Source organism: Streptomyces sp. NPDC026500 (assembly GCF_055567635.1).
The window spans coordinates 168778-190134 of sequence record NZ_JBVHQB010000009.1 but is presented as its reverse complement, the minus strand read 5'-3'; the positions used below and the strand labels follow the sequence as shown (position 1 = coordinate 190134).

The window sequence follows — 21357 nt, the reverse complement described above, 5'->3', positions numbered from 1 at the left end:
AGGCAAGGATGGAATGGCAATGGGTGGGCCTGGCCGCGGGCCTCGTAGTGGCCTACGGAGTCGCGAGGAACCTGTCGGACATCCGCCGCTACTTGCGCATGCGGCGCATGTGATCCGCCGTACGCGCGTGATCCGGTGGACGCGCGCCGGCGCCCGGACTCCCGCCCTCGCGCCCCGCGCGGCCACCGACATCCTCGAGCTGCACATACCGCTCGAGGAAGAGATGCAGGGTGCCGTGGAGTTCGCCCAGTCGGACGAACCACAGGGCGAGGTTCATCGCGCCCTGCTGGGTGATCGCGTAGACACGGCGCGCGGGACCGCTCTCCGAGGCATGCCAGTGCGAGGTGACCTCACCGCTGCTCTCCATGCCCCGCAGCAGCCGGTACACATGCGCCTGATCCGCGTCGCCGCAGCCGAAAGCGCCCAGGCGCTGCACCAGTTCATAGCCATGACCTTGGCGTTCGGCCAGCAACAGGAGCAGCACCGGGGTGAGCAGAGCGCGTCGCTCGACCTCATGCCCAGTCATCGTCTTCTCAGAGTAACCAGCCGGGCGGGAGCCTCACATCCGGGCGCCGCGGCGCCCGGCGGCTCGACAGCGGGAGGTGAGGGCCATGCATGAGCTGTCCATCGCCGTGGCGGTCGTCGAACAGGTCGAGGAGGCCGTGCGGGAACAGGGCCGCCCGGTCGCGTCGCTGACCCTGCGGATCGGCGAGCTCGCGGGAGTGGTTCCGGACGCGCTGGACTTCTCGTTCGGCCTGGCGACGGAGGGCACCGCGCTGGCGGGGGCCCGTCTGCTGATCGAGACTGTCGAAGCACGGGGGCGCTGCGACGGCTGCGGCCGCGAGGCGCCGACCGGGATGCCTCCGGTGCTGTGGTGCGCCGTGTGCGGGGCCACGCTGACCCTGCTCTGCGGCCGGGAACTGGAGATCGTCCGGGTGATGCTCGCCGACGGGCCGCCGGACGGGAAGAGCGCGGACGACGGGCCAGGGGCCGCGCCGTCCGGGCTGCCGGTACGCGACGAGGAGGCGAGCCATGTGCCGCACCGTTGACCTGCATCAGGCCGTGCTCGCCAAGAACGACGAGAACGCGCTGGCCCTGCGGGGCTATCTGGGTGACCGCGGCACGGTGGCGGTGAACCTGCTGTCCAGTCCGGGCAGCGGCAAGACGGCCCTGCTCGAACAGTTGCTCGCGCGGGCCGTCGCGGGCGGCACGCCGGCCGCCGCCGTCACCGCCGACCTGGCGACCGAGAACGACGCGATCCGGCTGGCCCGTTCCGGCGCACCGGTGCAGCAGATCCTCACCGACGGGCTGTGCCATCTGGAGGCGGGCATGCTCCAGCGGCGGCTCGAGGGCTGGCTGCCCGAGGGCACCCGGCTGCTGTTCGTCGAGAACGTCGGCAATCTCGTCTGCCCCGCCTCCTACGACCTCGGGGAGACCCTGCGCGTCGCGCTCGCGTCGGTGACCGAGGGCGAGGACAAGCCGGTCAAGTACCCGGCGGCCTTCGGACTCGCACACCTGGTCGTGATCACCAAGACCGACATCGCGGACGCCGTGGGCTTCGACCGGGAGGCGTTCCTGCGGGGTGTCCAGCAGGTCAATCCCGGCGTGCCGGTCCTGGAGACCTCGGCCCGCACCGGCCAGGGGGTCGACGCTCTGCTGGAGCACGTCCTGCGGTGCGCGGCCGGCGACGAGACGCACGTACCCGTCCTGGCGCGGCAGCACGAGCGGTACCTGCACAGCCACGAGAACGGCCACGAACACGCGCACACGGACGGGCACGGGCGCGCGGACGGGCACCCGCACACCGACGGACACCCTCATGAGCGGGAAGCCGGAGCCGGCCGGAGCCGGGAGCAGGGGCACGCGCGGTGAAACGGACCCCGGGGCGCGAGCGCAGGCACATCACCGTCACGGGCGTCGTCCAGGGAGTGGGATTCCGGCCCTTCGTGTACACCCTCGCGGAGGAACTCGGGCTGACCGGCTGGGTCACCAACAACGCGCGGGGCGTCGAGGCCGAGGTGGAGGGGCCGGCCGCCGACGTGGCGGCCTTCTGCGCGCGGATCGGGACGCGGCCGCCGCCGCTCGCGGTCGTCGAGTCGGTCGAACACCGTGCCGTGCCCCTGGTCGACGACGGCTCGGTGTTCACCATCCGCCCCTCCTCCGGCGGGCCCGGCCGCACGCTGGTCTCCCCGGACACCGCCACCTGCGACGCGTGTCTGAGCGAGCTCGCGGACCCCGCCGACCGGCGGTACCGGCACCCGTTCATCACCTGCACGCACTGCGGTCCGCGGTTCACCATCGTGACCTCGCTGCCGTACGACCGGGACAGCACCACCATGGCGGGCTTCCCGATGTGCGCGGACTGCGCCCGTGAGTACGCGGACCCGGCCGACCGGCGCTTCCACGCCCAGCCGATCGCCTGCCCCGCCTGCGGCCCCCGGCTCACCCTGCGCACCGGCCCCGGTGATCCCGGCGAGCTGAGCGACGGGCAGGCGCTCGCCGAGGCCCGGCGGCTGCTGGCCGAGGGCGCCGTGGTGGCGGTCAAGGGGATCGGCGGCTACCACCTGGCGTGCGACGCGGGCGATCCCGCGGCCGTCCGCACCCTGCGCAAGCGCAAGAACCGCGGCGGCAAGCCCTTCGCGGTGCTGGCCGGCTCGCTGGAGACCGTCCGGCGGCTGGCCCATGTCGGCCCGGTGGAGCGGGAGTTGCTCCTCGGTCCGCGCAAACCGGTGGTCCTGCTGCGACGCCGCGCGGGGGCGGGCGAGGAGATCGCGGCGGGGGTCGCGCCCGGCAGCCCCGACCTCGGCTTCATGCTCCCGTACACCCCGGTGCACCGGCTGCTTCTGGGGCTGCCCGGTGATCCGCCGGGCCCGGCCGTCCTCGTCATGACCAGCGGAAACCGCTCGGGCGAGCCCATCGTCACCGACGACGCCGAGGCGCTGACCCGGCTGGCGGGGCTCGCCGACGCCTGGCTCGCCCACGACCGTCCCATCCATGTGCCCTGCGACGACTCGGTGGTTCGGGTGTGCGCCGGCGCCGAGCTTCCGGTCCGCCGCTCGCGCGGCTACGCCCCTTTCCCGATCGCGCTGCCGGTGCCGGTGGTCCCGGCGCTGGCCGTGGGCGGGGACCTCAAGAACACGTTCTGCGCCGGGGACGGCCGCTACGCCTGGCTGTCCGCGCATGTCGGGGACATGGACGACCTGGCCACCCTGACCGCGTTCGAGCGGGCCACCGGCCATCTGACGGACCTCACCGCCGTAGCGCCGCGTCTGCTGGTCGCGGACCGGCATCCCGGCTATCGCGCCACCCAGTGGGCGCGGCGCGCCGCCGAGGCCCGCGGCCTGACGCTGCGCCAGGTGCAGCACCATCACGCCCACGTCGCCTCGGCGATGGCCGAGCACGGTCTCGACGGATCGGCGCCGGTGATCGGGGTCGCGTTCGACGGGACCGGTTACGGCGACGACGGTGCCGTGTGGGGCGGTGAGGTGCTGCTCGCCGACTACGACGGATACCGGCGGTTCGCTCATCTGGGCTATGTGCCGCTGCCGGGCGGCGACGCTGCCGTACGCAATCCCTACCGGATGGCGCTGTCGCATCTGCGGGCGGCGGGACTGCCCTGGCGGGACGAGCTGCCGTGCGCCGCGGCCGCCACCCCCGAGGAGCGGCGGCTGCTCGAACGGCAGCTGGAACGGGGGCTCAACTGCGTTCCCACGTCCAGCATGGGACGCCTTTTCGACGCGGTGTCCTCGCTCGCGGGGGTCTGCCACCGGGTGGAGTACGAGGCGCAGGCGGCGATGGAACTGGAGAACGCGGCACTGGACGACCTGGCGGGCCCGCTCGCCGACGACGAGCGGAACGACGCGTACCGGTTCATGCTGAGAGCGGTCCGTCAGGACCCCGAGGTGCCGCTGATCGCCGATCCGGCGCCGGTCCTGGCCGCCGCCGTCGCGGACGTCCGGGCCGGTGTCACGGCCGGTCCGGTGGCCCGTCGGTTCCATCGGGCCGTCGTCGATCTGGTCCTGGAGGTGTGCACGGTGGCGCGAGAGAGGACCGGCATCAGCACGGTCGCCCTGAGCGGCGGGGTGTTCTGCAACGCCCTGCTCACCGAGGGCTGTGGCGCCGTCCTGGAACGGGACGGCTTCACCGTACTGAGACACCACAGGGTTCCCCCCAACGACGGCGGTCTGGCCCTCGGGCAGCTGATCGTCGCCGCCCGAGCACGGGACTAGCGCGACAGGAGCGCTGTAGCGAGTCAGGAGCGAGTCATGTGTCTGGCCGTACCCGGCCGAGTGCTGGAGATCGAGGAACGCGACGCGACGCGGATGGCCAAGGTGGACTTCGGCGGTGTCGTCAAGGACGTGTGTCTGGAGTACGTACCGGACATGAAGGTCGGTGACTACGCCATCGTCCATGTGGGATTCGCGTTGCAGCGGCTGGACGAGGAGTCCGCGAAGCAGACCCTGGAGCTCTTCGAGAACCTCGGGGTGCTGGAAGAGGAGTTCGGCGACGCCTGGGGCAAGGCCGCCCGGGACGCGGGCGCCGAGCGCCCCGTCGGAACCGGACTCCCGCCCCTGGAGGGTGTCGAGAAGGAGGCGCGGTCATGAAGTACCTGGACGAGTTCAGCGACCCGGTCCTCGCCAAGCGGCTGTTCGACGACATCAGGGCGGTCACCACCCGGCCCTGGTCGATCATGGAGGTCTGCGGCGGTCAGACGCACTCCATCATCCGCCACGGCATCGACCAACTTCTCCCCGAGGAGATCCAGTTGATCCACGGTCCGGGCTGCCCGGTCTGTGTGACCCCGCTGGAGATCATCGACAAGGCGCTGGAGATCGCCTCCCGCCCGGACGTGATCTTCTGCTCCTTCGGCGACATGCTGCGCGTGCCCGGCAGCGGACGCGACCTGTTCAAGGTCAAGAGCGAGGGCGCGGACGTCCGCGTCGTGTACTCGCCGCTGGACGCGCTGAAGATCGCGCAGGAGAACCCCGACCGGCAGGTCGTGTTCTTCGGCATCGGCTTCGAGACCACGGCGCCGCCCAACGCGATGACCGTCTATCAGGCCAAGAAGCTGGGCATCGCCAACTTCAGCCTGCTGGTCTCCCACGTCAAGGTGCCCCCGGCCATCGACGCGATCATGAACTCGCCGGACTGCCGGGTACAGGCGTTCCTCGCCGCCGGGCACGTCTGCACGGTGATGGGCATGTCCGAGTATCCCGAACTCGCCGAGCGGCACCGGGTGCCGATCGTGGTGACCGGATTCGAGCCGCTCGACATCCTGGAGGGCATCCGCCGCGCGGTACGGCAGCTGGAGGCCGGGCAGCACACGGTGGAGAACGCCTATCCGCGCGCGGTGCAGCCCGAGGGAAGCCCGGCGGCCCGCGCCATGCTGTCCGACGTCTTCGAGGTGACCGACCGGGCCTGGCGCGGGATCGGCATGATTCCGCAGAGCGGCTGGCGGCTGTCGCCCAAGTACCGCGAGTACGACGCCGAGCACCGCTTCTCGGTGACCGGCATCGACACCGAGGAGTCGACCGTCTGCCGCAGCGGCGAGGTGCTCCAAGGTCTCATCAAGCCGCACGAGTGCGCCGCGTTCGGCAAGGAGTGCACCCCGCGCAATCCGCTGGGCGCGACCATGGTCTCCAGCGAGGGCGCGTGCGCCGCCTACTACCTCTACCGGCGGCTGGAGACCCCGGACAAGGAGGCGAGCTCCGTTGGCTGACTCCGCCTACGCTCCCGTCGACTTCTCCTCCTGGACCTGCCCGGCGCCGCTGCGCGACCACGACAGGATCATCATGGGGCACGGCGGTGGCGGCACTCTCTCCGCGGAACTGGTGGAGCACCTGTTCGCGCCCGCCTTCGGCAGCGATGTGCTCGCCGAACTCGGCGACTCCGCCCATCTGCTGATGGGCGGCGCCCGGCTCGCCTTCTCCACCGACTCGTTCGTCGTACGGCCGCTGTTCTTCCCCGGCGGCAGCATCGGGGACCTCGCCGTCAACGGCACGGTCAACGACCTGGCCATGGCGGGGGCCGTACCGGCCTACCTCTCCTGCGGGTTCATCCTCGAGGAGGGCGTCGAGCTCTCCGTCGTGGGGCGCGTGGCCGAGGCACTGGGCGAGGCGGCCCGGACGGCCGGGGTAGTGGTCGCGACCGGTGACACCAAGGTCGTCGACGCGGGCCACGGCGACGGCATCTTCATCAACACCGCCGGGATCGGCCTGATCCCGGACGGCGTCGACATCCGCCCGCAGCGCGCGGCCCCCGGTGACGTGGTGCTGGTCAGCGGGCCGATCGGCGTGCACGGGGTGGCGATCATGAGCGTGCGGGAGGGGCTGGAGTTCGGCGTCGAGATCCAGAGCGACACCGCGTCGCTGGCCGGTCTGGTCGCGGACATGCTGGCCGTCTGCCCCGACCTCCATGTGCTGCGCGATCCGACCCGCGGCGGTCTGGCCACCTCCCTGAACGAGATCGCCTCCGCGGCACGGGTCGGCATCACGCTCGATGAGCGTTCCCTGCCCGTCCCGGAGACGGTCGCCAACGCCTGCGCCTTCCTCGGCCTCGACCCGCTCTACGTGGCCAACGAGGGCAAACTGGTGGCGTTCGTGGCGGCCGAGCACGCCGACGCCGTGCTCGCGGCGATGCGCGCCCACCCGCTGGGCAAGGAGTCCGTGGCGATCGGCCGCTGCGTCCCCGAGCACCCCGGCATGGTGGTCGCGGCCACCGGCCTGGGCGGCACCCGGGTGGTGGACATGCCGCTGGGCGAGCAACTCCCGCGCATCTGCTGACCCACCACGTCGGCCGACTCCCACCCGTGCGCGGCTGACACCTCGTCCGCCGGCATCCAGCACTCCCGAGGCCGGTCCTCGGTGACGACCCGCAGTACGCGGGCGTCACCGGGGGCCGGTCTCTTGTGCGTCCGGGGCGTGCAACCCTCTCGCAACGTCCGGGATGGTCGGCTGAGTCGTGCTCCGCGTCGGCGTTCCGCGCACGACCGTGAGAGCCGTGAGACCCGAGGGGGAGAGCCGATGGACGTCGTCCCGCGCGTGGAGCTGACGCCGGCGGCCGCCGAGCTGCTGCGGCGACTGCGCACCCAGCACGGACCGCTGATGTTCCATCAGTCGGGAGGCTGCTGCGACGGCAGCGCGCCCATGTGCTACCCGGAGGGCGAGTTCCGCACCGGTGGCTCCGACGTGCTGCTGGCCGAGCTGGAGGTCGAGGGCGTCGACGAGCCCATCACCTTCTGGATCTCGAAGAGCCAGTACGAACTGTGGAACCACACGCGCCTGATCGTGGATGTCGTGCCGGGCCGGGGCAGCGGCTTCTCCCTCGAAGCACCCGAAGGAGTGCGTTTTCTGATCCGTTCCCGCGTCGTCGGCGTCTAGCCACCGGCCCGGGTACCAACCTCTGGTGCAATTCCCCTGAGTCCTGGGAAAGTTGACGAGACATCAGGGGGCACGGTGACACGTCGCGGCAGACGGTTCAGAACGGCACTGACGGTCTTCACGGCAAGCGGAGCGCTGGCCGGTGCGGCCCTGACGGGGGCGGCACCGGCCAGCGGCGCGGAGGGCGCGACCGACATCGCGCCCGGCGTCGAGTACACACAGCTGGACATCCCGGCGGCCAAGGGAGTCGCTCACGCACACGTGTTGAACGTCGATCTGCGCAATCCCCATGTGCGCGTCGACCTCCTCTACCCCGGCGCCGTGGCGTCCCGGGAGCCCGTGTCCGAGCTGGCCGACTCCCGAGGCGCCGTCGCCGGGGTCAACGGCGACTTCTTCAACATCACGGAGACCCAGCATCCGGGTGTCGAGGCGACGGGCGCGACCGTGGGTCCGGCGATCGCGAGCGGCCATGGGCTCAAGGCCGCGGTCCCCGACGGCCAGCGATTCGGACCGGCGCTGCCGCCCGGCACCACCACCGAGGACGTGTTCGGTGTGGGCGTCGACCGCCGGGCCCGGCTGGACAGCGTGGCCCTGGACGGGTCCGTCCGCAGCCCCGAAGGCACCTGGCCGCTCGGCGGGTTCAACCAGTACGCGCTCCCGGTCGGCTCCGTCGGCGCGTTCACCGCGGACTGGGGCAGCGTCTCGCGGGTGCGCGCGACCTGTGGCACGGACACGAACCGGGCCGCGCCGTGCAGCACCGACACCTACGAGGTGACGGTCCGCCGCGGCCGGGTCGTGTCCGCCGCCGACACTCCGGGCGGCGGGGCCATCGCACCCGGCACCACCGTGCTGGTCGGCCGTGAGGCGGGCGCCCAGGAGCTGCGGAAGCTGTCCGTGGGTGAATGGGTGGGGGTGCGGCACCGGCTGGTGGCGAAGTCCTCCCGGGTGCCGTACCGGTTCGCGGTCGGGGGGTATCCGATGACGACCGACGGTGTGCCGCTGCCGGGTCTGGACGACAAGACCTCCGCCGTACGGACCGCGGTGGGCTTCTCCGACCACGGGCGCCGGATGCAGCTCCTTGCCCTGGACGGCGCCCCGGAGTTCCGCAACGGGCTCACCATCGCCGAAGTGACGGCGGTGATGAAGCAGTTGGGGTCGCAGGACGCCTTCAGCCTGGACGGTGGCGGATCCACCACGATGGTCGCCCGGCAGGCGGGGGCGGACGGCGTCAGTGTCCTCAACCACCCGAGCGGCGGCGCCGAGCGTCCCGTCCCCAACGGCATCGGGGTGTTCGCGGGCCGGTGACGCGGCGGCACGTCATGGCGTCAGACTGCCCACGATGTCAGCCGTCGCGGTGAGACCGCTGTGGATGGTCGGGGCCATGCTCGTGCTGGCCAGCAGGAACCCGAGCAGGGCGCAGACCAGCGCGTGGGAGATCTTCAGCCCTCCGTTGCGCAGGAAGATCACCGCCAGCACCAGGAGCAGCAGCACCACAGAGATGGAAATGGCCATCGTCAACCTCCTCCGCCACGTCCACTTCGCGGCGTTCGGCCGTAAGTGTGGCGTAGCGGAGGGATCGTCCGGGCGGCTGACGTGTCCCCCGAACGGGTGGTCTTCTACCGTCGGTCGTGAGCGTCCAGGAACTCTTCGAGACCGCCCAGGTCATCGGTGTTGAGGTAGTCCACGTCGGCGGCCAGGAGTTCGCGCCAGAGCGCCTCGCGTGTCGGACCCGCAAGGTCGGGTGTGGCCCAGAACCGGACCTTCTGCCGACGCGCGTGCGCGGCCGCCACGATGGCCCGCAGCTTCTCGCGCTCGGCGTCCGGGAACGGTCCCTCGCCCAGCCAGCTGAAGTTGAGTGTCCAGTTGTCACTGATCAGCGGGATGAAGGAGGCGGGGGCGGCGGCGCCGAGGTCGGCGAGTCGGCCGTCGTAGAAGGCGAGCCGCTCGGTCTGCGCCTCCATGGGCGTCCGCGCGGCGCGGTCCCCGGAGATCACGGCCGTGATCGGGCCTCGGTGCACCCGACCGTGCGCGTACCTCGTGAACAGGTGCCGGTGGCGGCGCAGATGACGGTCGAGTTCGAGGTACGTCGAGGAGCCCTCGGTCTTGATGTCGATGAGCAGTTGCAGCGGCCTGTGGTAACCCCGGTACACCGAGCCGTGGTCGGCCCTGACACGGGCGGCCAGCGGTTCTAGGTAGAGGGATTCGAGCGTGCGGGTGGGGTCGAGCTCCACCGGGTCGTGGGCGACGAGGAGTTGGTCGCCGACGAGGTAGATGTCGGCCTCGACGCTGCCGAAGCGGTGGTCGACGGCGTCGAAGAGGGGGCGCGGGTGCTCGTAGTCGTTGTGCGCGTGCGCGCGCCACAGCGGGCGCGTGCGGGGCTTCGCCTCGGCCGCGAGAGCCCGCGACGCGGGCAGGGCGAACGAGCCCGCGAGGGCGGCGCCGAAGGTGGTGAGGGCTCTGCGACGGGTGGTAAGGGCCATGCTCCGCCTCCCTTGAGGATGCCGTACGGGACCTCAGGGAGTATGCGGCCGACGGGGCTCAAGAAACCCTGCCCTGAAGGGAGTTGGCCGGACCGACGCGACGCGTTCACTTCACCGGATCCGGGCGGGATGTGGCGTTCCCCCCTTGCCTCCACGCGTTTCGTCGGCACACGAAGAAAGCCCGCCCCAGGTGGGGCGGGCTTCACTCGGGACGGTGTCAGGGCGCCTGGAGATCGACCAGTTCGGCCAGGGCCGCGCGGTGCGCGCCCGCCGTGCCGTAGGCGATCGAGTCGGCCTTGGCGCGCTTCAGATACAGGTGCGTCGGGTGCTCCCACGTCATGCCGATGCCGCCATGCAGCTGGAGCGCCTCCTCGGCGGCGTGCACGGCGACGGGTGCCGCGTACGCCTGGGCGACGGCGACCGCCACGTCGCTGTCCGCGCTGCCCGTGGCCAGCGCGTCGGCGGCGTTCCTGGCGGCGGCGCGGGTGTTGACGACCTCCAGCCACACCTGGGCCAGCCGGTGCTTGAGCGCCTGGAATCCGCCGACCGGCCGGTTGAACTGCTTGCGCTCCTTGAGGTAGCGGACCGTCTCGGTCAACGACCAGTCGGCGAGACCGAGCTGCTCGGACGCGAGCAGTCCGGCGCCGGCCCGCAGCGCACGCCTTACGGCCGTCGACGCATCCGCGGTGAGCGGCCGTGCGGGCGCCGAGTCGAAGGTGATCCGGGCGAGCGGCCTGGTCTGGTCGAGACAGACCTGCGGGACGATCGTGACGGCGTCCGCGTCGACGGCGTACAGCCCGCCGTCCTCGGCCGGAACCAGCAGTACGTCGGCGGCGGCCGCGTCCGCGATGCCCGTCAACTCGCCGTGCAGGAAGCCGTTCTCCAGCCGTACGAGCTGGTGAGCGGCGCCCGGTCCGACGTTCAGCGGGACGGCGAGGGCGCCGACCGTCCGGCCGGAGGCGAGAGCGGCGAGCAGTTCGGCCGCAGCCGGTCCCTCGCAGGCCAGCAGCGCCTCGGTCGCGACCACGGCGCTCGTCAGGTAGGGCACGGGCGCGACCGCGCGGCCCAACTCCTCCAGGACCACGGCGGCTTCGCGGTGCGTGGCACCCTGGCCGCCCTGCTCCTCGGGCACCAGCAGGCCGGCGAGGCCCATGCCCTCCGAGAGGGCCTTCCACAGCTCTGGGTCGTGCGGAGTGCCCGACTCGGTGCGGGTGATGACGTCCGCCGCGGCGCAGCGGTCGGCGAGGAGGTCGCGCACGGCGGCGCGCAGCGCCTCCTCCTCCTCGGTGTAGAGCAGATCGGGCTCGGTGCTCACCTGGCTCATCGGGCGAGGTCCTTCCATGCGACGTCCTTGTCGGTGCGCGGCTCGGACGGCAGGCCCAGGACGCGTTCGGCGACGATGTTCAGCAGGACCTCGCTGGTCCCGCCCTCGATGCTGTTGCCCTTGGAGCGCAGGTAGCGGTATCCGGCGTCCCGGCCGGTGAAGTCGACCAGTTCCGGCCGGCGCATCGTCCAGTCCTCGTACAACAGGCCTTCCTCACCGAGGAGTTCGACCTCCAGTCCGCTGATCTCCTGGTTGAGCCGGGCGAAGCCGAGTTTCATGCCGGAGCCCTCGTGGCCGGGCTGGCCCTGGGCGAGCTGCTGGCGCAGCCGCTCGCCGGAGAGCCGGGCGACCTCGGACTCGACCCACAGCTTCAGAAGCCGCTGGTGCGTGTCGTGCGTGCGCAGCTCGGGCCGCTCGCGCCAGGTCTTGGAGACCGGGCCGATCATGCCGCCCTCGCGCGGGATGCGCATGCCGCCGATGGACACGCGCTCGTTCATCAGCGTGGTCTGGGCGACCCGCCAGCCGTCGCCGACCTCGCCGAGGCGATGCGCGTCGGGGATGCGGACGTCGGTGAGGAAGACCTCGTTGAACTCGGCCTCGCCGGTGATCTGGCGCAGCGGCCGTACCTCGACGCCCGGGTCGGTCATGTCGCAGATGAAGTAGGTGATGCCGCGGTGCTTGGGCACGTCCGGGTCGGTGCGGGCGATGAGGATGGCCCAGCGGGCGACGTGGGCGCTGGAGGTCCACACCTTCTGCCCGTTGACCACCCACTCTCCGCCGCTGCCCGCCTCATCTCCGTCCGTGCGGACCGCGCGGGTGCCGAGGGCGGCGAGGTCGGAACCCGCGCCGGGCTCGCTGAAGAGCTGGCACCACACCTCCTCGCCGACCCACAGGGGCCGCAGGAAGCGCCGTTTCTGCTCCTCGGTGCCGAAGCCGAGGATGGTCGGGGCGGCCATGCCGAGGCCGATGCCGATCCGCCGCGGGTCGTTGTCGGGTGCGCCCGCGGCCGCCAGCTCGGCGTCCACGACGGCCTGGAGGCTGCGTGGGGCACCGAGACCGCCGAGGCCCTCGGGGTAGTGCACCCAGGCGAGCCCGGCGTCGAAGCGTGCCTTCAGGAAGTCCAGGCGATCGGTCTCCCGGGGAGGATGCTCGGCCAGCAACTCCTGGGTGCGGCGGCGCAGGTCGGCTGCGTCGGTCATGCGGCGGCTCCGTTCTCCAGTGTGGGCACCACGGCGATCCGCCCGGTGGTGACTCCGTCGGCGACCCGCTGCACGGCGGCGGCCGCCCCGCTCAGCGGCACCCGCTCGCTCACCAGCGGCCTGATGGCGCCGCGTGCGGCCAGCTCGGTGAGCTGCTCGTGGCAGTGCAGGACCAGCTTCGGGTTCTTGGTGTTGTACAGGCCCCAGTGCAGGCCGAGGATCGCGTAGTTCTTGACGAGGGCGTGGTTCAGCGCGGGGCTCGGGATCGAGCCGCTCGCGAAGCCGACGACCACGATCCGGCCCTCGAAGGCGACGACCTTCGTGGACTGGGTGTAGGCCTCGCCGCCGACGGGGTCGTAGATCACGTCGGCGCCGCGTCCGCCGGTCGCTTCCTTGACGGCGCCTACGACGTCCTCGGTCCGCCGGTCGATGACGACGTCGCAGCCCAGCTCGCGCGCCACGGCAACCTTGTCGGCGCCGCCCACGACACCGATGACCGTCGCGCCCGCCGCCTTTCCGAGCTGCACGGCCGCGCTGCCGACCCCTCCGGCGGCCGCGTGGACGAGCAGGGTCTCGCCGGCCTCCAGGCGGGCCCGTCGGTGCAGGCCGAACCAGCCGGTCTGGTAGCCGATGTGCAGGGCCGCGGCCTCGGCGTCGTCGAGGGCGTCGGGCGCCGGCAGCAGGGCTGCGGCGTCCGCGATCGCGTACTCGGCGAATCCGCCGTGCGGCAGCGCGGGGTTGGCGATCACCCGGCGTCCGTCCTCGGTCTCGCCGCAGATCTCCACGCCGGGCGTGAACGGCAGCGGCGGCCTGACCTGGTAGTGGCCGCGGCACATCAGCGCGTCCGGGAAGTTGATGTTCGCGGCGCGCACCTTGAGCAGGACCTGACCGTCACCGGGCGTCGGCCGATCCACCTCCTGGAGGCGCATCGCCTCTGCGGGCTCGCCGTTCTGGTGCACTTGCCATGCCTGCATGCGGGGCCTCCAGGGGACTGCGTCGTCTGACCGGGGTCGATCGCATACTAAGCGGTCGCTTGCCGACCTGGGAACAGCCGGCGGCCGTCGTCTTCGCCACGCCGGCGCAAGGTCCTTCGCCACGCCCGGCGCGAACGTCTTCGCCACGCCCGGCGCGAGCCGCCCCGCCGCCCGTTCTCACAGCTCCTTGCCCCGCACCTTGGGCCGCGCCCGTACGTGCATCCGCTCCCCCTGCGGCCCGAACAGGCTCAGGAACTCCACGGGCCCCTCCCCCGTCGACCCGAACCAGTGCGGAACCCGGGTGTCGAACTCCGCCGCCTCCCCCGCCCCGAGCACGACGTCGTGCTCGCCGAGCACCAGCCGCAGCCGCCCGGACAGCACGTACAGCCACTCGTAGCCCTCGTGCGTCCGGGGGTCGGGTGCCATGGTCCGCTGCGGTTCGAGCATCTTGTAGGCCTGGAGTCCGCCGGGCTGGCGGGTCAGCGGCCAGTACGTCCGGCCGCCCCGCACGATCGGCTCGGCGCGCACCCGGGGGTCTCCGACCGGCGGGGCGCCTACCAGCTCGTCCAGCGGGACCTGATGGGCCCGCGCGATGGGCAGCAGCAGCTCCAGGCTGGGCTTGCGCAGCCCGGATTCCAGGCGCGAGAGCGTGCTCACCGAGATGCCGGTCGCCTCGGACAGTCCGGCCAGCGTCGCGCCGCGCTCCTTCCTGATCCGCCGCAGCCGCGGACCGACCTCGGCGAGAACCTCGTCCGTCGCCGCGTCGCCGGCCGCTCGCCGCCCGGCTCCGACACCCCCAGGGGCCGCGTCACTCATCCCATCCCTCATCACCTCATTGCAGAATCGGCAAAGCCATTTGTCAATCCGGCCGCATCGGGGCGACCTACCGCGTGGAGGTGGTCGCCGCGGACGCCGCGCGCTCTCCGCCTCCGAACGGGTGTGAACCCGGCGTCCGCGTTGCACCATGGCTGCATGCTGCTGAGTCGGCTCGCTCATGTGTCCCAGGAGGTCGCCGCCACCTCGGCGCGGTCCCGGAAGACCGCTCTGCTCGCGGAGCTGTTCCGCGACGCCGGGGCGGACGACGTGCCGATCGTGATCCCCTATCTGGCGGGGCGGCTGCCTCAGGGCCGGCTCGGCATCGGCTGGAAGGTGCTCAGCCGGCGGGTCGACCCGGCCGCCGAACCCACCCTCACCGTGCGCGAGGTGGACGCCCGGCTCACCGCGCTAGGCAAGGTCTCCGGCACCGGATCGCAAGCCGAACGGACCCGCCTGGTGGGCGAGTTGATGGCGGCGGCCACCGAGGAGGAACAGCGGTTCCTGTTCGGGCTGCTCACCGGTGAGGTGCGCCAGGGTGCTCTGGACGCCGTCGCGGTGGAGGGGCTCGCCGAGGCGACCGGCGCGCCCGCGGGGGACGTACGGCGGGCGGTGATGCTCGCCGGTTCGCTGCAGGCGGTGGCGCGGGCCCTCCTGACGGACGGCCCGGGGGCCCTGGACGGCTTCCGGCTCACCGTCGGCCGCCCGGTGCTGCCGATGCTGGCGCACACCGCCGCCTCCGTGTCCGAGGCGGTCGGCAAGCTCGGCGCCTGCGCGGTCGAGGAGAAGCTCGACGGCATCCGGGTACAGCTGCACCGCGCCGGCGAGGACGTCCGTGTCTACACCCGCACCCTCGACGACATAACCCACCGCTTGCCCGAACTCACCGCCGCCGCACTGGAGTTGCGGGGCGAGCGGTTCATCCTGGACGGCGAGGTGATCGCGCTGGACGAACAGGGGCGGCCACGTTCCTTCCAGGAGACGGCCGGCCGGGTGGGGTCCCGCGTGGACGTGGCGGCGGCAGCGGAGACCGTGCCCGTCTCCCCCGTCTTCTTCGACGCCCTCTCCGTCGACGGGCGGGAGCTGCTGTACCTGCCGTTCACCGAGCGGCACGCGGAACTGGCACGGCTGGTGCCCGAGCCGATGCGGGTCCGGCGGACGCTGGTCTCGGGGCCGGGCGATGCCGCCGAGGCCGAGACCTTCCTGGCCGACACCCTGGCCCGGGGCCACGAGGGCGTCGTGGTGAAGGCCCTCGACGCCCCGTACAGCGCGGGCCGGCGCGGCGCGTCCTGGCTCAAGGTCAAACCCGTACACACGCTGGATCTGGTGGTCCTGGCGGCCGAATGGGGTCACGGGCGGCGTACCGGAAAACTCTCCAACCTGCATCTGGGCGCCCGCACCGGCGACGGTTCCTTCGCCATGCTCGGCAAGACGTTCAAGGGCATGACCGACGCGATGCTCAGCTGGCAGACGGAACGGCTCCGGGAGCTGGCCGTCGAGGACGACGGCCACGTGGTGACCGTACGGCCCGAACTCGTCGTCGAGATCGCGTACGACGGTCTGCAGCGGTCCACCCGCTACCCGGCCGGTGTCACCCTGCGCTTCGCGCGGGTCGTGCGCTATCGCGAGGACAAACCACCGGCCGAGGCCGACACGGTCGACACCCTGCTGGCCGCCCACCCGGAGGTGACGCGATGAGCGCAGGACAGCGCGGAAAGAGGAGCGCGGGACTGCTGTTGTTCCGGCACACCGACAACGGCCCGGAGGTATTGCTCGGCCATATGGGCGGCCCGTTCTTCGCGCGGCGGGACGCCGGGGCCTGGACCCTTCCCAAGGGCGAGTACGAGCCCGACGAGACGGCCTGGGACGCCGCTCGCCGCGAGTTCCGGGAGGAGCTCGGGCTGCCGCCGCCGGACGGGGAGGCGGTCGCGCTCGGCGAGGTCACGCAGACGAACGGCAAGGTCGTCACGGCCTGGGCGATCGAGGCGGATCTCGATCCGGCGGCCGTGGTCCCCGGCACGTTCACGATGGAGTGGCCGCCGAAGTCGGGACAGCGGCAGGAGTTCCCCGAGCTGGACCGGGTCGAGTGGATGACTCCGGAGCGGGCCCGGACGCTGCTCGTGAAGGCGCAGACGGTGTTTCTCGACCGGCTGGCGGAGCACTCGGGCTGAGAGCCGGTGTCCGGCCATGTGCACCGGCTCACCCGGGACCCTCCGCGTTGCGCCGGGCCGCACCGCGCGGGAGGGTCGAGGAACAGCCCGCTTTCAGGAGGTCGGCCATGCCCATCGCGACGGTGAACCCGGCGAACGGCGACACGCTCAAGACGTACGACGCCCTCGGCGCCGAGGAGATCGAGCGCAGGCTCGCTGCCGCCGAGGCCACGTTCCGCACGTATCGCACCACCTCGTTCGCCGAGCGCGCGCGGCTCATGCACCGAGCCGCCGATCTCCTGGACGAGGACCTGCAGGACATCGGCCGGGTGATGACCCTCGAAATGGGCAAGCCGGTCAAGCAGGCCCGGGCGGAGGCCGCCAAGTGCGCCAAGGCGATGCGCTGGTACGCCGACCACGCCGAGGAACTGCTCGCCGACGAGGTGGCGGACGCCGCCGACGCCAAGGACTCCGGCGCCTCGCGTGTCCTCGCGCGCTACCGGCCGCTCGGCCCCGTGCTCGCGGTGATGCCGTGGAACTTCCCGCTCTGGCAGGTGGTCCGGTTCGCCGCGCCCGCCCTGATGGCGGGCAATGTGGGTCTGCTCAAGCACGCCTCGAACGTGCCGCAGACCGCCCTGTACCTGGAGGACCTGTTCCGTCGGGCGGGCTTCCCCGAGGGCTGCTTCCAGACGCTGCTGATCGGCTCGGGGGCGGTCGAGGGCATCCTGCGCGACCCGCGTGTCAAGGCGGCCACCCTCACCGGCAGTGAACCGGCCGGCCGGGCGGTGGCCTCGGTCGCCGGGGACGAGGTGAAGAAGACGGTGCTGGAGCTGGGCGGCAGCGACCCGTACGTCGTGATGCCGTCCGCCGACATCGAGCGCGCCGCGCAGATCGCCGTGACGGCGCGGGCACAGAACAACGGGCAGTCCTGCATCGCCGCCAAACGGTTCATCGTGCACACCGACGTCTTCGACGCCTTCGCGGAGCGGTTCGCGGCGGGCATGCGGGCCCTCAAGGTCGGCGACCCGCTCGACGAGGACACCGAGATCGGGCCGCTCTCCACCGAGCAGGGCCGCGCCGACCTGGAGGAACTCGTCGACGACGCCGTGGAGAACGGCGCGACGGTGCTGTGCGGCGGCGAACGCCCCGACGGCTTCGGGAACGGCTGGTACTACGCGCCGACCGTGCTCACCGACATCACCCCCGCGATGCGCATCCATCAGGAGGAGACCTTCGGTCCCGTCGCGACGCTCTACCGGGCCGACGGCCTGGACGAGGCGGTGGCGCTCGCCAACGACACCCCGTTCGGGCTGAGCTCGAACGTCTGGACGCGTGACGAGGCCGAGGTGGAACGGTTCGTCCGCGATCTGGAGGCCGGCGGTGTCTTCGTCAACGGGATGACGGCCTCGCACCCGGCGTTCCCCTTCGGCGGGGAGAAGCGGTCGGGCTACGGACGTGAACTGTCGGGGCACGGAATCCGCGAGTTCTGCAACATCACCACCGTATGGCACGGAGCGTGAGCGTTCCGCAGTTACGATCCCCTGTGTGAACCGCGAAGTGACCCTCCCTCTGATCGTCGACGACCGCGGCACGTTGCAGGTGGCCGCCGCCGACGTCAGCAAGCTGCTGCGCACGGTCGGCGGCCGATGGCTGCATCTGGTGGAGGCCGGCCAGGACGGCCTCGACGAGGACACGGTGGCCGCGCTCACGATCGAACTGGCCAAGCTGGCCGACCGGATCGACGTGGCCTGCATCGCGCACAGCAGCGGGACGAGCGGTCGCTGAAGCGACGGCGCCCGGCCGCGCATCGGCCTCCGTCCGGGGTACGGCCCGTGTCGGGCGTGCAGCCCTGGCCGGGCGTACGCCCTCTGTCCTGGCCGGCGCCGGGCGGCCCGATCGGTGCATGCCGGGCTCCCCGTAGGTCCCGCGCCCGGCTCCCCCGGTCGGTCCCACCCGGGGCGCCCCGCCGGTCCCGGCCTCAGACGACCCGCTGGTCCAGCTCCCACAGGGCGTGCCAGAACTTCGCCTCGTAGGCCTGGAGCAGCCGCCCGTGGCGGTGGACGTCGTCCTGCGAGATCCGTCCGGCGTCGAGCCCGGCCTGTACGGCGGCCAGCGCCCTGCTCTCCAGTTCGGGCGCGGGCGCGGCGAAGAAGTCGAAGAAGCCGCAGGCCTCGTCGTCGAAGCCGTAGTGGCGGCGCAGGGCCTCGGCGATCGTCTCGCAGTAGCCGCCCCACGCGGCGAAGTCGGCGCCGAGCGCGAGGACCACGTCGGTCGGCTCCCCGTTCAGGGCGAGCCAGGCGACGTACGCGGGATAGGCCTGGCAGTCGGCGAGCGGTTCGTACACCGCCGCCTGTGCCTCGTCGGCTCCCACCGCGGCCGCGAACGCGTCGAGCCGTTCCCCGGCCAGTGCCTCGCCCTCCGCGAGCATCGCGAAGAAGGCCGCGCTCGCCGGGTCGGCGGCCGACGTCCCGGTACCCGCGGCCGACCGTTCGGCCAGATGCAGGAACGCGCGATGGTCCGCGGCGATCACATGGCGTTGTTCGAGGGCCAGGGCCGCGAGCGTGGTGCGCTGGGCGGCGCCCCGGGCGATCAGTGGCAGCAGCCGGTTGGCATGGGGGTCCGGGGCCAGTTTTCCGGTGATGTCCTCCAGCACTTCTCTGGCCGTCCGCGTCATCGCGCGCTCCTTCTGTCCGGCAGACTCCGAGCCCCTTCGACCAGGGTGCCATGCCCGGCCCCGGCACCCCGGTTCCGAGCGGTCCGCCGCGATTCCCCAGGTCCGGCGAGTGACGGTCGTACTCGAAGGCGAGGCGGACGTGCCCGCCTTCGAGCCGCGCGTGTGCGCCCTGCGGCGCTCGGGACACCGGGGCTCCGCGTCGCCTCGTCAGGGGCGCGAGGAACGCGACGGGGCCGTGACCGGCCCCGGCCCGCGCGGTGGCCTCAGCGGATCGGCATCCCGGACAGGGTCCGGGCGATCACCAGCCGCTGGATCTCGCTGGTCCCCTCGAAGATCGTGTAGATGGCCGCGTCGCGGTGCATCCGCTCCACCGGGTACTCACGCGTGTAGCCGTTGCCGCCCAGGATCTGGATCGCCTGGCCGGTGACCTTCTTCGCCGTCTCGCTGGCGAACAGCTTGGACATCGATCCCTCGGCCGCCGTGAACTGCTTGCCGTTGACTGCCATCCAGGACGCCCGCCACACCAGCAGCCGGGCCGCGTCGATCGAGGTGCGCATGTCGGCGATCTGGAAGGCGACACCCTGGTTGTCGATGATCGGGCGGCCGAACTGCTCCCGCGTCTTCGCGTAGTCGAGGGCCACCTCGTACGCGGCCCGCGCGGTGCCGACCGCCATGGCGCCGACGGCCGGACGGGACGCCTCGAAGGTGGCCATCGCGGCGTTCTTCACGCGCTCGCCGCCACCCGCCCTGACACGCTCACGGGCGCGGGCGAGGCGCTCGTCGAGCTTCTCCTTGCCGCCGAGCAGGCAGGAGCCGGGGATGCGGACGTTCTCCAGGACGACCTCGGCGGTGTGCGAGGCGCGGATACCGTGCTTCTTGAACTTCTGGCCCTGGGACAGGCCGGGCGTGTTCGGCGGCACGATGAAGGAGGCGTGGCCCTTGGAGCCGAGGTCGGCGTCGACGACCGCGACGACGACGTGGACATTGGCGATGCCGCCGTTGGTGGCCCAGGTCTTCGTGCCGTTCAGGACCCACTCGTCCTTGGCCTCGTCATAGACGGCACGCGTGCGCATCGAGGCGACGTCGGAGCCGGCGTCGGGCTCGGAGGAGCAGAAGGCCGCGACCTTGACATCGTTGGCATCGCCGTACATCTGGGGGATCCAGGTGCCGATCTGCTCCTCGGTGCCGTTGGCGAGGACGCCCACGGCGGCGAGGCCGGTGCCGACAATGGAGAGGGCGATGCCCGCGTCGCCCCAGAACAGCTCCTCCATGGCCATCGGTATACCGAGGCCGGTGGGGTCGAAGTACTGCTGGGCGTAGAAGTCCAGGGAGTAGATGCCGACCTTCGCGGCTTCCTGGATGACCGGCCAGGGAGTCTCTTCGCGCTCGTCCCATTCGGCGGCCGCGGGGCGGATGACATCGGCGGCGAAGCCGTGCAGCCAGTCCCGGACCTCCTTCTGTTCGTCGTTGAGCTCCATGGTGAACTCGGCCATATCCCCTCCAGGGCTGCACTAAACTGTTACTTGCGGTAACTGGAGTCTGTTACTGGCTAGTAGAGAAAGTCAACTCCCGAGCTTCGCTCGGCAGCCCGTTCGATACCCATACGGCGATCAGTGTTAGTTTGCGCAGGCGTCACCGAATCACCACGGGTGGGGAGAGCACATGGACACCACACAGCGGACCGATCAGCAGAGGTCCGCCGACCGCCGCCGGCGCGAACTGCTGGAGGCCGCCGACAGAGTGGTGCTCCGCGACGGCCCCGGGGCCTCCATGAACGCCATCGCGGCCGAGGCCGGCATCACGAAGCCCATTCTGTACCGCCACTTCGGCGACAAGGGCGGCCTCTACGCCGCACTCGCCAAGCGGCACACCGACGCCCTCCTCGAAGCGCTGCGGGCGGCACTGGACGCCCCGGCCGAACGGCGTGAGCGCGTCGAGGCGACGCTCGATACGTACTTGGCCGCCATCGAGGCGCGACCGCAGGTCTACCGGTTCCTGATGCATCCGGCGGAGGGCGGCCAGCCGGGCGACGCCGGCTTCGACGTGGGCAAGTACTCCGCGCCGGTGCTGCGACGCATGGGTGAGGAACTGGCCGAGGTCATCGAGGAGCGGGTGGATCTCGGACCGGGCAGCCAGCAGCTGGCACGGGTGTGGGGCCACGGCATCGTCGGCATGATGCACGCCGCCGGGGACTGGTGGCTCGGCGAACGGCCGTGCACACGCGCCGAGTTGGTGCGAAGCCTGGCCGACCTGCTGTGGGGCCGCCTCGCGGCGGCGGGCGACCGGGTCGGCGGACCGGGCTTCTGACCCGGACTCATGCGGCCACCCCGTCAGGGGCATCGCCCCGCCGGCCGGAAACGGCCG

The 21357-nt window shown here is 71.9% G+C and carries 23 protein-coding genes; 14 read left to right on the top strand and 9 right to left on the bottom strand.

Annotation, left to right across the window (positions count from 1 at the left end):
- Positions 1-8 precede the first annotated feature (8 nt).
- Positions 9-113 (top strand): DUF6893 family small protein, encoded by a 105-nt coding sequence (locus ACZ4N5_RS18655; protein ID WP_376453418.1) that lies wholly within the window; start codon positions 9-11, stop codon positions 111-113.
- Here ACZ4N5_RS18655 and ACZ4N5_RS18650 read toward each other — a convergent pair.
- Positions 89-526, bottom strand: coding sequence for a helix-turn-helix transcriptional regulator (locus tag ACZ4N5_RS18650; RefSeq protein ID WP_467758142.1), 438 nt, complete (start codon positions 524-526; stop codon positions 89-91). The two genes, ACZ4N5_RS18655 and ACZ4N5_RS18650, sit on opposite strands and share 25 nt — an antisense overlap.
- An 85-nt stretch (positions 527-611) precedes the next feature.
- Here ACZ4N5_RS18650 and ACZ4N5_RS18645 point away from each other — a divergent pair, with 85 nt between their 5' ends.
- The 8 genes from ACZ4N5_RS18645 (at position 612) to ACZ4N5_RS18610 (ending at position 8684) form a co-directional block, all read left to right on the top strand.
- Positions 612-1049, top strand: coding sequence for a hydrogenase maturation nickel metallochaperone HypA (locus ACZ4N5_RS18645; protein WP_467758141.1), 438 nt, complete (start codon positions 612-614; stop codon positions 1047-1049).
- The gene (gene hypB / locus ACZ4N5_RS18640) at positions 1033-1872 is read left to right on the top strand and encodes a hydrogenase nickel incorporation protein HypB (RefSeq protein ID WP_467758140.1); all 840 of its coding nucleotides are present in this window, start codon (positions 1033-1035) and stop codon (positions 1870-1872) included. Before ACZ4N5_RS18645 ends, hypB begins: the two co-directional genes overlap by 17 nt.
- Positions 1869-4229: a carbamoyltransferase HypF gene (hypF, locus tag ACZ4N5_RS18635; protein ID WP_467758139.1), complete on the top strand. Its 2361-nt coding sequence runs from the start codon at positions 1869-1871 to the stop codon at positions 4227-4229. Before hypB ends, hypF begins: the two co-directional genes overlap by 4 nt.
- Positions 4230-4265: 36 nt before the next feature.
- Entirely contained in the window at positions 4266-4604 is a 339-nt protein-coding gene (locus ACZ4N5_RS18630) for a HypC/HybG/HupF family hydrogenase formation chaperone (protein ID WP_467758138.1), read from the top strand.
- Positions 4601-5719, top strand: coding sequence for a hydrogenase formation protein HypD (gene hypD, locus ACZ4N5_RS18625; protein WP_467758137.1), 1119 nt, complete (start codon positions 4601-4603; stop codon positions 5717-5719). Before ACZ4N5_RS18630 ends, hypD begins: the two co-directional genes overlap by 4 nt.
- Before the next feature lie 73 nt (positions 5720-5792).
- Complete coding sequence (hypE, locus tag ACZ4N5_RS18620; protein WP_467758275.1) at positions 5793-6782, top strand: hydrogenase expression/formation protein HypE; 990 nt, start codon at positions 5793-5795, stop codon at positions 6780-6782.
- Between the two features lie 240 nt (positions 6783-7022).
- On the top strand, positions 7023-7379 hold the full coding sequence (locus ACZ4N5_RS18615) for a DUF779 domain-containing protein (protein WP_467758136.1): 357 nt from the start codon (positions 7023-7025) through the stop codon (positions 7377-7379).
- A gap of 75 nt (positions 7380-7454) precedes the next feature.
- Positions 7455-8684: a phosphodiester glycosidase family protein gene (locus ACZ4N5_RS18610; protein ID WP_467758135.1), complete on the top strand. Its 1230-nt coding sequence runs from the start codon at positions 7455-7457 to the stop codon at positions 8682-8684.
- A 12-nt stretch (positions 8685-8696) separates the two neighbouring features.
- Here ACZ4N5_RS18610 and ACZ4N5_RS18605 read toward each other — a convergent pair whose 3' ends face one another.
- From ACZ4N5_RS18605 to ACZ4N5_RS18580, 6 genes are all read right to left on the bottom strand, one after another.
- On the bottom strand, positions 8697-8891 hold the full coding sequence (locus ACZ4N5_RS18605; RefSeq protein ID WP_261704269.1) for a hypothetical protein: 195 nt from the start codon (positions 8889-8891) through the stop codon (positions 8697-8699).
- A 104-nt stretch (positions 8892-8995) separates the two neighbouring features.
- Positions 8996-9859 carry a phosphatidylinositol-specific phospholipase C/glycerophosphodiester phosphodiesterase family protein gene (locus ACZ4N5_RS18600; protein WP_467758134.1) on the bottom strand — a complete coding sequence of 288 codons (864 nt, stop codon included), beginning with the start codon at positions 9857-9859 and terminating at the stop codon, positions 8996-8998.
- Between the two features lie 217 nt (positions 9860-10076).
- Positions 10077-11183 (bottom strand): acyl-CoA dehydrogenase family protein, encoded by a 1107-nt coding sequence (locus ACZ4N5_RS18595; protein ID WP_467758133.1) that lies wholly within the window; start codon positions 11181-11183, stop codon positions 10077-10079.
- Positions 11180-12382 carry an acyl-CoA dehydrogenase family protein gene (locus ACZ4N5_RS18590; protein ID WP_467758132.1) on the bottom strand — a complete coding sequence of 401 codons (1203 nt, stop codon included), beginning with the start codon at positions 12380-12382 and terminating at the stop codon, positions 11180-11182. Before ACZ4N5_RS18590 ends, ACZ4N5_RS18595 begins: the two co-directional genes overlap by 4 nt.
- Positions 12379-13356: an NADPH:quinone oxidoreductase family protein gene (locus tag ACZ4N5_RS18585; protein WP_467758131.1), complete on the bottom strand. Its 978-nt coding sequence runs from the start codon at positions 13354-13356 to the stop codon at positions 12379-12381. Before ACZ4N5_RS18585 ends, ACZ4N5_RS18590 begins: the two co-directional genes overlap by 4 nt.
- A 177-nt stretch (positions 13357-13533) precedes the next feature.
- The gene (locus ACZ4N5_RS18580) at positions 13534-14172 is read right to left on the bottom strand and encodes a helix-turn-helix domain-containing protein (protein WP_467758130.1); all 639 of its coding nucleotides are present in this window, start codon (positions 14170-14172) and stop codon (positions 13534-13536) included.
- 156 nt (positions 14173-14328) lie between these two features.
- On the opposite strand from ACZ4N5_RS18580, the gene ACZ4N5_RS18575 reads away from it, so the two are divergent.
- The 4 genes from ACZ4N5_RS18575 to ACZ4N5_RS18560 all read left to right on the top strand — a co-directional run bounded on the left by ACZ4N5_RS18575 (position 14329) and on the right by ACZ4N5_RS18560 (position 18104).
- Entirely contained in the window at positions 14329-15867 is a 1539-nt protein-coding gene (locus tag ACZ4N5_RS18575; protein ID WP_467758129.1) for an ATP-dependent DNA ligase, read from the top strand.
- Complete coding sequence (locus ACZ4N5_RS18570) at positions 15864-16340, top strand: NUDIX hydrolase (RefSeq protein WP_467758128.1); 477 nt, start codon at positions 15864-15866, stop codon at positions 16338-16340. Before ACZ4N5_RS18575 ends, ACZ4N5_RS18570 begins: the two co-directional genes overlap by 4 nt.
- A gap of 107 nt (positions 16341-16447) precedes the next feature.
- Complete coding sequence (locus ACZ4N5_RS18565; RefSeq protein WP_467758127.1) at positions 16448-17839, top strand: NADP-dependent succinic semialdehyde dehydrogenase; 1392 nt, start codon at positions 16448-16450, stop codon at positions 17837-17839.
- 25 nt (positions 17840-17864) lie between these two features.
- On the top strand, positions 17865-18104 hold the full coding sequence (locus ACZ4N5_RS18560) for a DUF6213 family protein (protein WP_261704260.1): 240 nt from the start codon (positions 17865-17867) through the stop codon (positions 18102-18104).
- 193 nt (positions 18105-18297) lie between these two features.
- Here the strand turns inward: ACZ4N5_RS18560 and ACZ4N5_RS18555 are convergent, their stop codons facing one another.
- Together ACZ4N5_RS18555 and ACZ4N5_RS18550 are read right to left on the bottom strand one after the other, a co-directional pair.
- The gene (locus tag ACZ4N5_RS18555) at positions 18298-18993 is read right to left on the bottom strand and encodes a transcriptional regulator (RefSeq protein ID WP_467758126.1); all 696 of its coding nucleotides are present in this window, start codon (positions 18991-18993) and stop codon (positions 18298-18300) included.
- Between the two features lie 263 nt (positions 18994-19256).
- A complete protein-coding gene (locus ACZ4N5_RS18550) occupies positions 19257-20486 on the bottom strand; it encodes an acyl-CoA dehydrogenase family protein (RefSeq protein WP_467758125.1) in 1230 nt (409 codons plus the stop codon).
- 169 nt (positions 20487-20655) lie between these two features.
- On the opposite strand from ACZ4N5_RS18550, the gene ACZ4N5_RS18545 reads away from it, so the two are divergent.
- Positions 20656-21300: a TetR/AcrR family transcriptional regulator gene (locus ACZ4N5_RS18545; RefSeq protein WP_326789157.1), complete on the top strand. Its 645-nt coding sequence runs from the start codon at positions 20656-20658 to the stop codon at positions 21298-21300.
- Positions 21301-21357 lie beyond the last annotated feature (57 nt).

What these genes read in the sequence shown, in the direction of transcription:
- ACZ4N5_RS18595 (WP_467758133.1), bottom strand. Translation starts at nt 11,183, where the DNA reads ATGAGCCAGGTGAGCACCGAGCCCGATCTGCTCTACACCGAGGAGGAG.
- ACZ4N5_RS18545 (WP_326789157.1), top strand. Translation starts at nt 20,656, where the DNA reads ATGGACACCACACAGCGGACCGATCAGCAGAGGTCCGCCGACCGCCGC.
- ACZ4N5_RS18605 (WP_261704269.1), bottom strand. Translation starts at nt 8,891, where the DNA reads ATGGCCATTTCCATCTCTGTGGTGCTGCTGCTCCTGGTGCTGGCGGTG.
- ACZ4N5_RS18590 (WP_467758132.1), bottom strand. Translation starts at nt 12,382, where the DNA reads ATGACCGACGCAGCCGACCTGCGCCGCCGCACCCAGGAGTTGCTGGCC.
- ACZ4N5_RS18550 (WP_467758125.1), bottom strand. Translation starts at nt 20,486, where the DNA reads ATGGCCGAGTTCACCATGGAGCTCAACGACGAACAGAAGGAGGTCCGG.
- ACZ4N5_RS18650 (WP_467758142.1), bottom strand. Translation starts at nt 526, where the DNA reads ATGACTGGGCATGAGGTCGAGCGACGCGCTCTGCTCACCCCGGTGCTG.
- hypB (WP_467758140.1), top strand. Translation starts at nt 1,033, where the DNA reads ATGTGCCGCACCGTTGACCTGCATCAGGCCGTGCTCGCCAAGAACGAC.
- ACZ4N5_RS18645 (WP_467758141.1), top strand. Translation starts at nt 612, where the DNA reads ATGCATGAGCTGTCCATCGCCGTGGCGGTCGTCGAACAGGTCGAGGAG.
- ACZ4N5_RS18585 (WP_467758131.1), bottom strand. Translation starts at nt 13,356, where the DNA reads ATGCAGGCATGGCAAGTGCACCAGAACGGCGAGCCCGCAGAGGCGATG.
- hypD (WP_467758137.1), top strand. Translation starts at nt 4,601, where the DNA reads ATGAAGTACCTGGACGAGTTCAGCGACCCGGTCCTCGCCAAGCGGCTG.
- ACZ4N5_RS18565 (WP_467758127.1), top strand. Translation starts at nt 16,448, where the DNA reads ATGCCCATCGCGACGGTGAACCCGGCGAACGGCGACACGCTCAAGACG.
- ACZ4N5_RS18655 (WP_376453418.1), top strand. Translation starts at nt 9, where the DNA reads ATGGAATGGCAATGGGTGGGCCTGGCCGCGGGCCTCGTAGTGGCCTAC.
- ACZ4N5_RS18580 (WP_467758130.1), bottom strand. Translation starts at nt 14,172, where the DNA reads ATGAGTGACGCGGCCCCTGGGGGTGTCGGAGCCGGGCGGCGAGCGGCC.
- ACZ4N5_RS18630 (WP_467758138.1), top strand. Translation starts at nt 4,266, where the DNA reads ATGTGTCTGGCCGTACCCGGCCGAGTGCTGGAGATCGAGGAACGCGAC.
- ACZ4N5_RS18575 (WP_467758129.1), top strand. Translation starts at nt 14,329, where the DNA reads ATGCTGCTGAGTCGGCTCGCTCATGTGTCCCAGGAGGTCGCCGCCACC.
- ACZ4N5_RS18600 (WP_467758134.1), bottom strand. Translation starts at nt 9,859, where the DNA reads ATGGCCCTTACCACCCGTCGCAGAGCCCTCACCACCTTCGGCGCCGCC.
- hypE (WP_467758275.1), top strand. Translation starts at nt 5,793, where the DNA reads ATGGGGCACGGCGGTGGCGGCACTCTCTCCGCGGAACTGGTGGAGCAC.
- ACZ4N5_RS18615 (WP_467758136.1), top strand. Translation starts at nt 7,023, where the DNA reads ATGGACGTCGTCCCGCGCGTGGAGCTGACGCCGGCGGCCGCCGAGCTG.
- ACZ4N5_RS18570 (WP_467758128.1), top strand. Translation starts at nt 15,864, where the DNA reads ATGAGCGCAGGACAGCGCGGAAAGAGGAGCGCGGGACTGCTGTTGTTC.
- ACZ4N5_RS18555 (WP_467758126.1), bottom strand. Translation starts at nt 18,993, where the DNA reads ATGACGCGGACGGCCAGAGAAGTGCTGGAGGACATCACCGGAAAACTG.